Annotated in this window: 4 protein-coding genes and 1 tRNA gene; 1 reads left to right on the plus strand and 4 read right to left on the minus strand. The window is 68.1% G+C overall.

The window, feature by feature from the left end; genetic code table 11:
* Positions 1-99 precede the first annotated feature (99 nt).
* The 3 genes from otsB to ACFWX1_RS21765 form a co-directional block, all read right to left on the minus strand.
* Positions 100-2,637 carry a trehalose-phosphatase gene (gene otsB, locus ACFWX1_RS21755; protein WP_378389961.1) on the minus strand — a complete coding sequence of 846 codons (2,538 nt, stop codon included), beginning with the start codon at positions 2,635-2,637 and terminating at the stop codon, positions 100-102.
* A gap of 38 nt (positions 2,638-2,675) precedes the next feature.
* The gene (locus ACFWX1_RS21760) at positions 2,676-4,145 is read right to left on the minus strand and encodes a trehalose-6-phosphate synthase (protein ID WP_378389963.1); all 1,470 of its coding nucleotides are present in this window, start codon (positions 4,143-4,145) and stop codon (positions 2,676-2,678) included.
* 78 nt (positions 4,146-4,223) lie between these two features.
* Positions 4,224-5,768 (minus strand): threonine/serine exporter ThrE family protein, encoded by a 1,545-nt coding sequence (locus ACFWX1_RS21765; protein WP_378389965.1) that lies wholly within the window; start codon positions 5,766-5,768, stop codon positions 4,224-4,226.
* 365 nt (positions 5,769-6,133) lie between these two features.
* Here ACFWX1_RS21765 and ACFWX1_RS21770 point away from each other — a divergent pair.
* A tRNA-Thr gene (locus tag ACFWX1_RS21770) sits at positions 6,134-6,206 on the plus strand.
* A 167-nt stretch (positions 6,207-6,373) separates the two neighbouring features.
* Here ACFWX1_RS21770 and ACFWX1_RS21775 read toward each other — a convergent pair.
* On the minus strand, positions 6,374-6,649 hold the full coding sequence (locus ACFWX1_RS21775) for a response regulator transcription factor (RefSeq protein WP_378390083.1): 276 nt from the start codon (positions 6,647-6,649) through the stop codon (positions 6,374-6,376).
* Between the last annotated feature and the right edge of the window lie 790 nt (positions 6,650-7,439).

The raw sequence follows: 7,439 nt of genomic DNA on the forward strand, positions 1-7,439 counted from the left end.
CCTTGTCGTGCCGGGTCTCCGGGTACGGTATGTTTTAGACGCCCTCCTACCGGGCGCTGTGGGGTTTATGGGAGGCCTTCACGGAACGAACGCGAGGAATCAGGCGGGGTGTTCGGCGAGGAGGTTCGCGCAGCGGATCAGGCCCAGGTGCGAGTACGCCTGCGGGTGGTTGCCCAGCGAGCGTTCCGCGATCGGGTCGTACTGCTCGGGGAGCAGGCCGGTCGGGCCCGCCGCCGCCACGATCTGGTCGAACAGTTCCTGCGCCTCGGTGCGCCTGCCGGTGAGCAGGTACGCCTCGATCAGCCAGGCCGCACAGATGTGGAAGCCGCCTTCGCCGCCCGGCAGGCCGTCGTCGCGGCGGTAACGGTACACAGTGGACCCACTGCGCAGCTCCGCCTCGATCGCGGTCACCGTCTGCTGGAAACGCTGGTCCGACGGGTCGATCAGGCCGGTCAGGCCGACGAACAGCGAGGCCGCGTCGAGATCCGTGCCGTCGTAGGCGGTGGTGAACGCCTGGACCTCGTCGTTCCAGCCGTGCTCCAGCACGTCGGCGGCGATCTGGTCGCGCAGCGCGGGCCAGCCACCGGGAATCCCGCGGCCGTACTTCTCGCCCAGTTTCACCGCGCGGTCGATCGTCACCCAGCACATGACGCGCGAGTACACCCGGTGCCGCGGCACGTGCCGCTCTTCCCAGATGCCGTGGTCGGCCTCGTTCCAGCGCCGCGTGACGGCCTCGGCCATCGCGCGCACCATCTGCCAGTCCTCGTCGCGCAGTTCGCCCCGCGCCTCGGCGAGGGTGCCGACCAGTTCGACCACCGGACCGAAGACGTCCAGCTGCACCTGGTGGTTCGCCAGGTTGCCGACGCGCACCGGCCGCGAGCCCGAGTAGCCCGGCAGTGATTCGATCACCGCTTCGGCGCCGATCACGCTGCCCGACAACGTATACAGCGGGTGCAACCGCTCCGGTCCGGCCAAAGTGGACAGAACGCCGTGCAGCCAGCGCAGGTAGCCCTCCGCCTCCTCGATCGAGCCGAGGTGCACCAGCTCGCGCACGGTCATCGCCGCGTCGCGGATCCAGCAGTAGCGGTAGTCCCAGTTCCGGACGCCGCCGATCTCCTCGGGCAGCGACGACGTCGCCGCCGCCAGCACGCCGCCGCTGTCGGTGTTGCACAGCCCGCGCAGTGTCAGCGCCGAACGCAGCACGAGGTCGGTCTGCACGCTGGGCAGCCGCAGTTTGGTCGCCCAGTCGCTCCAGTACCGGCCCGCGCGATCGCGACGCTCCACTTCGGACAGTTCATGCGGACGGGTGTCCCTGGTGCCACACCGCAGTTCCAGCACCACCGGCGCGTCGGCTGTCGGCTGCACCAGCGCCGTCGCGGTGTCGTGCAGACCGTCCGAGGTGATCGTCCACTCGACACCCGGCGAGCGCAGCGCGAACGGCTCCGACGTGCCGAGCACGCGCAGGCCGCCGTCGACCTTGGTCAGTGTGACCGGCACGCCGCCGAACTCGGGGCGCGGCGCGAACACGACGTCGGCCGCGGCCTCGCCGGAGATCACCCGGACGAGGTCCGTCCGATGTGGAGCGCTCTCCGGCTCGAGGTAGTCGGTGACGAGCAGGCGCGACCAGCGCGTCTCGACGGTCATCGTGTTCGGCAGATAACGCTGGCCGAGCGGAAGACCGTTGCGGTGCGGCTTGATGGAGAAATGACCCGCGCTCTCGCTGCCGAGCAGATCGGCGAACACCGCGGGTGCGTCCGGGCCGGGGTGGCACAGCCAGGTCAGCTTCGCGTCCGGAGTCAGCAGCGCGACCGAACGCTCATTGGCCAACATGGACAGTCGCTCGATCGGCGGCGCAGATTCGCCGTACAGCCAGTTCCGCCGTTCCTCCAGCAGGAACGCCAGCACCATCGCGACGTCGACCGTGTCCGGAACCCGGTACTGTGCAAGGGTTTCCCCGTCGCCGACCTTGATGCCGAGGTCTGGTCCGGACAGCCGGGCAAAGGCTTTCTCGTCCGTGACGTCGTCCCCGAGGAAGATCGCCGCCGTCGCCCCGACCTGGTGCCGCAGGATGTCGAGCGCGTGTCCCTTGTCGGTCTGGACCACCGCGAGCTCGACCACCTCCTTGCCGTCCGTGGTCGAGACACCCTCCCATGTGGACGGTCCATTGTGTACCGATGCTAGTACCCGGCGGCCCGCCTCGTGCTCGGCGCGGCGGACGTGCACGGCGATGCTCGCCGGCTTGACCTCCAGCGACACCCCCGGCACGTCCAGCACCAGCTGTTCCAGCTCGGCTTCGAGCCTGCGGTGCAGTTCGCGGGCCTTCGCGTCGAGCGCGTGTATGAACCCGATGTCGAACTCGGACCCGTGGCTGCCGACGAGATTCACCTCGGCGGGCAGGCGCGACAGTGTCGCGAGGTCGCGCAGGGCGCGGCCGGAAATCACCGCGGTGGTGGTCTCGTGCAGGCCCGCGAGGGACCTCAATGCGCCTACCGATTCGGGCAGCGGCCGGGCTTCGTCCGGATTGGCCGTGATCGGAGCCAGCGTGCCGTCGTAGTCGCAGGCGACCAGCAGGCGCGGAGTACGGGCGATCTGCACGATCGCGCGCCGTAGCTCGGCGGGCAGTGCCTCGGCGGTCAACACTCCTCCTGGAGAGCTCAGGGGGTATGGGGATCGGTCTAGTCGACCGGTTCGGCACCCAACGCCTGCAAGAACGAGCGCGCCCACCGATCGACGTCATGGGTGAGGACCTGGCGACGCATGGCGCGCATCCGACGACGGCCCTCGGCGGGGTCGAGCGTAATGGCAGCCACCAAAGCGTCCTTCACCCCGTCCAGATCATGAGGGTTGACCAGGAACGCACTGCTGAGCTCGGCCGCCGCGCCCGCGAATTCCGAGAGCACCAGCGATCCGCCGAGATCGTGTCTACACGCGACGTACTCCTTGCACACCAGGTTCATCCCGTCACGCAGGGGTGTCACGACCATGACATCGGCGGCGGAGAAGAACGCGGCCAGTTCGGTGCGATCCACCGATTGGTGCAGATAGTGCACGACCGGGTGGCCCACCCGCGCGAACTCGCCGTTGATGCGCCCGACCATCTGCTCGATCTCGCCGCGCATGCGCTGATAGTGCTCGACCCGCTCGCGGCTCGGCGTCGCGAGCTGCACGAACGTGACGTCCTCCGGGCGGAGCCTGCCTTCGTGCAACAGCTCGTGCAACGCCTGCAAGCGCAGGTCGATGCCCTTCGTGTAGTCGAGCCGGTCGACGCCGAGCAGCACGGTCTTCGGATTGCCGAGGTCGCGGCGCAGCTGCGCGGCGCGGTCGGCGACTCCCTTCGTGCGGGCCAGCGTGTCCAGGCCGTTCGCGTCGATGGAGATCGGGAACGCGCCGACCCGGACGGTCCGGTCACCGACCTGCATGGTGCCCGGCCGGGTGCGGATGCCGACCGCGCCCCGCGTCGATTCGAGCCCGATCAGCTGACGGCACAGCCACAGGAAGTTCTGCGCGCCACCCGGACGATGGAACCCGACCAGGTCCGCGCCGGTCAGGCCGCGCACGATCGGGGCGCGCCACGGCATCTGCATGAACAACTCGACCGGCGGGAACGGGATGTGCAGGAAGAACCCGATCCGCAGATCCGGCCGCAGCTCGCGGAGCATCGCGGGCACCAGCTGCAGCTGATAGTCCTGGATCCACACCGTCGCGCCCTGCGCGGCGACTTCGGCGCTGGCGCGCGCGAAGCGCTGGTTGACCTTGACGTAGCTGTTCCACCACGCGCGGTCGAAGACCGGGCGCTCCACGACGTCGTGGTAGAGCGGCCACAGTGTGGCGTTGGAGAAACCCTCGTAGTAGTCGCGGACCTCCGCCGAGGTCAGCGACACCGGGTGCAGTACGAGCCCGTCGTCGTCGAACTCCTCGACGTCGACGTCCGGGACGCCGGGCCAGCCGACCCAGGCCCCCTTGCGGGAACGCAGGAACGGTTCCAGCGCGGAGACGAGCCCGCCGGGGCTCGCCGTCCACCGCTGCCCGCCGTCCGCGGTGCGTTCCAGGTCGACCGGCAGCCGGTTGGCCACCACCACGAAATCCGCGGAGTTCTTCGTGCCCTGGTCTGCCAGTGCCTCGTTGGAGAATGCCTCGTCCGACACAGCTGCTCCCTCGTTTCCCGGGTCGCGGCCCGGGGGAAACCCTATCGCGAGCCAGGTGACCAGCCGGTGATCGAAGGGTTACTCCAGGCGCCTCTCCGCCGGTTCGAGCGGCCCCGCCATCCGCGGACCGGCGAGCCGGCGTTCCAGCCTGCCCAGCCCGGTGCGCACCGGCTGCGCGAGATACTCGCCGAGGACAACGCCCGCTGCCAGGGCGAGACCGATCGCGACGGCCGTCATCAGCGTCGAGATGTTGCCGCCCGGTTCGACGCCGAGCTGGTACAGCCCACGATAGGTCGACAGCCCGGGAAGTAGCGGGGTGATCCCGGACACGGCCACCACGAGTGGGGTAACCCGCAGCCGCCTGGCCATAACACCGCCGCAGAAACCGACCAGCGTCGCCGCGATGGCGGACGAGCTCACCGCGTCGAACTTCGTCAGCATGAGCGCGCCGTACACGACCGCCCCGATCGCGCCCGCCGCCGCGGCGACGAACATCGCGCGGATCGTCGAGTACGACGCGAGCGCGAAGCACGCGGCCGCCCCGGCGCCGCCGACGACGATCACCGGCAGATGCTGCGGGGTCGAGCTGACGACCTCGGGCAGCGGGGTGCGCGGCATCTCGAGCATGACCGCGATCCGCAGCGCGAGCACGACGCCGGTGATCAGCCCGGCGGTCATCAGCGCCGTCTCCATCGTGCGCCCCGCGGCGGTGACGTTGAAGCCGGTGATCGCGTCCTGCACCGCGGACACCGTCGACAATCCGGACAACAGCACGGTGACCGCGGCCGCCACCACCAGCGTCGGCTGATCGGTGGTGAGGATCTTGGTGTTGACGATCGCCATCGCGGACAGCGTCGCGAACAGGCCGCCGACCACCTGCTGGAAGAAGAACGGCAGCGAGTACCGGTTGAGCAGCCTGCCGATCCGGTCGATCGCGGCGCTGATCACCACCGCCACCAGCGCGATGTCGATGCCGCCGCCGATGATCAGCGTGATGAACCCGGCCAGCCCGCCCCAAGCGAGCGTGGCGACCCAGCGCGGGTACGGGTGCGGCGCCGAGGTGATGCGGCGCAGCTCGGCCTGGGCCTGCTCCGCGCCGACGTGCCCGCGGACGATCTTGCGGACCAGGATCTCGACGTCGGTCAGGCGGGTGTAGTCGAGACTGCGGGACCGGACCACGCGCAGCGCCGTCACCGGCTCGAGTTCGGTGCCGCGATGGCACGTCACGGTGATCGACGTGAAGATGACGTCGACCTCGCAGTGCGGGAGGCCGAGCGCGGAGGTGAGCGCCAGGATCGTCGCGGTGACGTCCGAGGCGCCCGCGCCGCTGGCCATCTGGACCTCACCGATACGCAACGCGAGGTCGAGCACGAAGTTGACCGTCGCGTCGTCCGGCAGTGCGGGGCCGATCGCTTCGTCGGAATCGACCGCGGGCTGTTCCGCGGTGGGCGCTTCGAGGATGTGCCAGGCGCGTCGGCGCAGCAGTGGCCGATGCGTCCGGTTGGCGCTCTTCCTGTTGGAACGCTGCTTGCCGTCACGCTGCCGCGGTGGTTCCAGGATCGGCCACTGCGTGGTGTGCGTTGTCGTCTCGGTGTCCTCTTCGGCGCGGCCGTTGACACTCATGCGTCAGCCACCTCCTCTCGTGCTCATCGGGTTTCCCGGGGGACCATCGACGGGCCTGCCCCGACCGTTGCATGGATCAGGAAGTGGCGTCCACCACGTTCGGGGAAGATCATCCGCGACGGCTCTTCCGGCGGCTTGTTTTCGGTCCGGAAGATCGCTTTGACCAGGGGATCTTGCTGCGGCCTTGGCAGTGCCGGACCAGAGTGAAGAGTCAAGACGATCACCCGTACGGACGCACCGGCTGCCGGGGTTCACGCACCGTGCCGTCGTCGAAGGCCGGGGTGGTCATCCGGCGGCCGCCCCGGTCGGCCGACCGGTCCACCGATATACTGGGCGTGCTCCCCGGCGCGGGCCGGGCGGCGCCGGCCGGTATAGCTCAGTTGGTAGAGCATCTGTCTTGTAAACAGAAGGTCAGGGGTTCGAGCCCCCTTGCCGGCTCCCTGTTTCCGTAGCAGCCCTGAACGTCCTCAGCGCCGCTCAGGGCCGCTCCGTGTGTGCGGGGCTCCGATGGCCGTGTCTCGAATGTGCCGTGCGGGCGTGAGCGTCCGCTTCGCGTCGTTCGAGACGTCGCCGCGGTGGGTCCGGCCCGCTGTCGCCGCGGGGTCTCAGCGCGCGGCAGTCGGGTTCGTGGTGTTCCCGGTGCCGAAGTGGTGTTGATAAACGTAGGACGAGAGACAGGCGCAGAGCCTGGATCTGAACTCGAGCTTTACCATTATTTGCCCTAAATGCGCTCGTATCGTGCGTTCGCTGACGCGTAATCGATCAGCGAGTTCCTGATTCGAATTCCCGTCGGCGAGCAGCAGGAAAACCTGTCTCTCACGAGGTGTCAGCTGATTGATTGTTTCCGGATTCCTCAGCCACGGAGGAGTCTCCCGCTCCATGAACACTGTAGACCTCCCCGCCTACGGCACAGTATTGTGTCCCCCGGTGCGACGTGTCGTCAGCATACGCCGGTTGTGAGACTGGTTGGGGAAAACCTGACGCATTGGTACACGGCACTTCTCGGCTCTGCTGCATCAGAGCGACGTCGTCATTCGATCGGGTGACATCCTCCTTGGGTGAAACAGTTGCTTGCCCTGAGTATTCACGCATGAGGGTGACAGGCGCGCGTTTGGCCATCTCGGTGGTGCGGCGTCACCTGCGGACGACTGGGGGTGGCGGATGTCGGTCGCGTGCTATCGGTGCCCGAGCCGGGTGTGCACAGGATTGGCGTCGACGCCAATAGGAACTGCGTGGCATCCGTGTCAGCATGGATCCGCCGCCAGGGGGGAGGACGTGCTGATCTCTCGTTGCTCTGTGTCCCCGCCTCGTGCGGCTCCCGCTTGCCGTGATCCTCGGTGAGCGTCCATCGGGAGAAAGTGAACTGAAATGAGCGCCGACAACCCATTCGACCTGGATGTGCGGGTCGCCACCCCTGGCGTGAACGGGGCGGACCCGGACTTCCCGACAATTCCGTGCAGCATTCCGTGTACGAGGATCTGCACCAAGTTCACCTGCCGCAGCTGCACCTGCGTCAGCTGCATCACGCAGTGCCCCATCGGCTGCATGGAATAAGTTTCCTGTTCCGATGAATTGTGCGAGGCGTGGGGGGGGGGGGGGGGGGCAGCGCGACAACGACCGCGCCCCACACCAAAAAATACAAAAAGAACAAGCGAAAGGAAGGGGAGTATA

The sequence above is a fragment of the Amycolatopsis sp. NPDC059021 genome, assembly GCF_042739895.1.
Lineage (GTDB): Bacteria > Actinomycetota > Actinomycetes > Mycobacteriales > Pseudonocardiaceae > Amycolatopsis.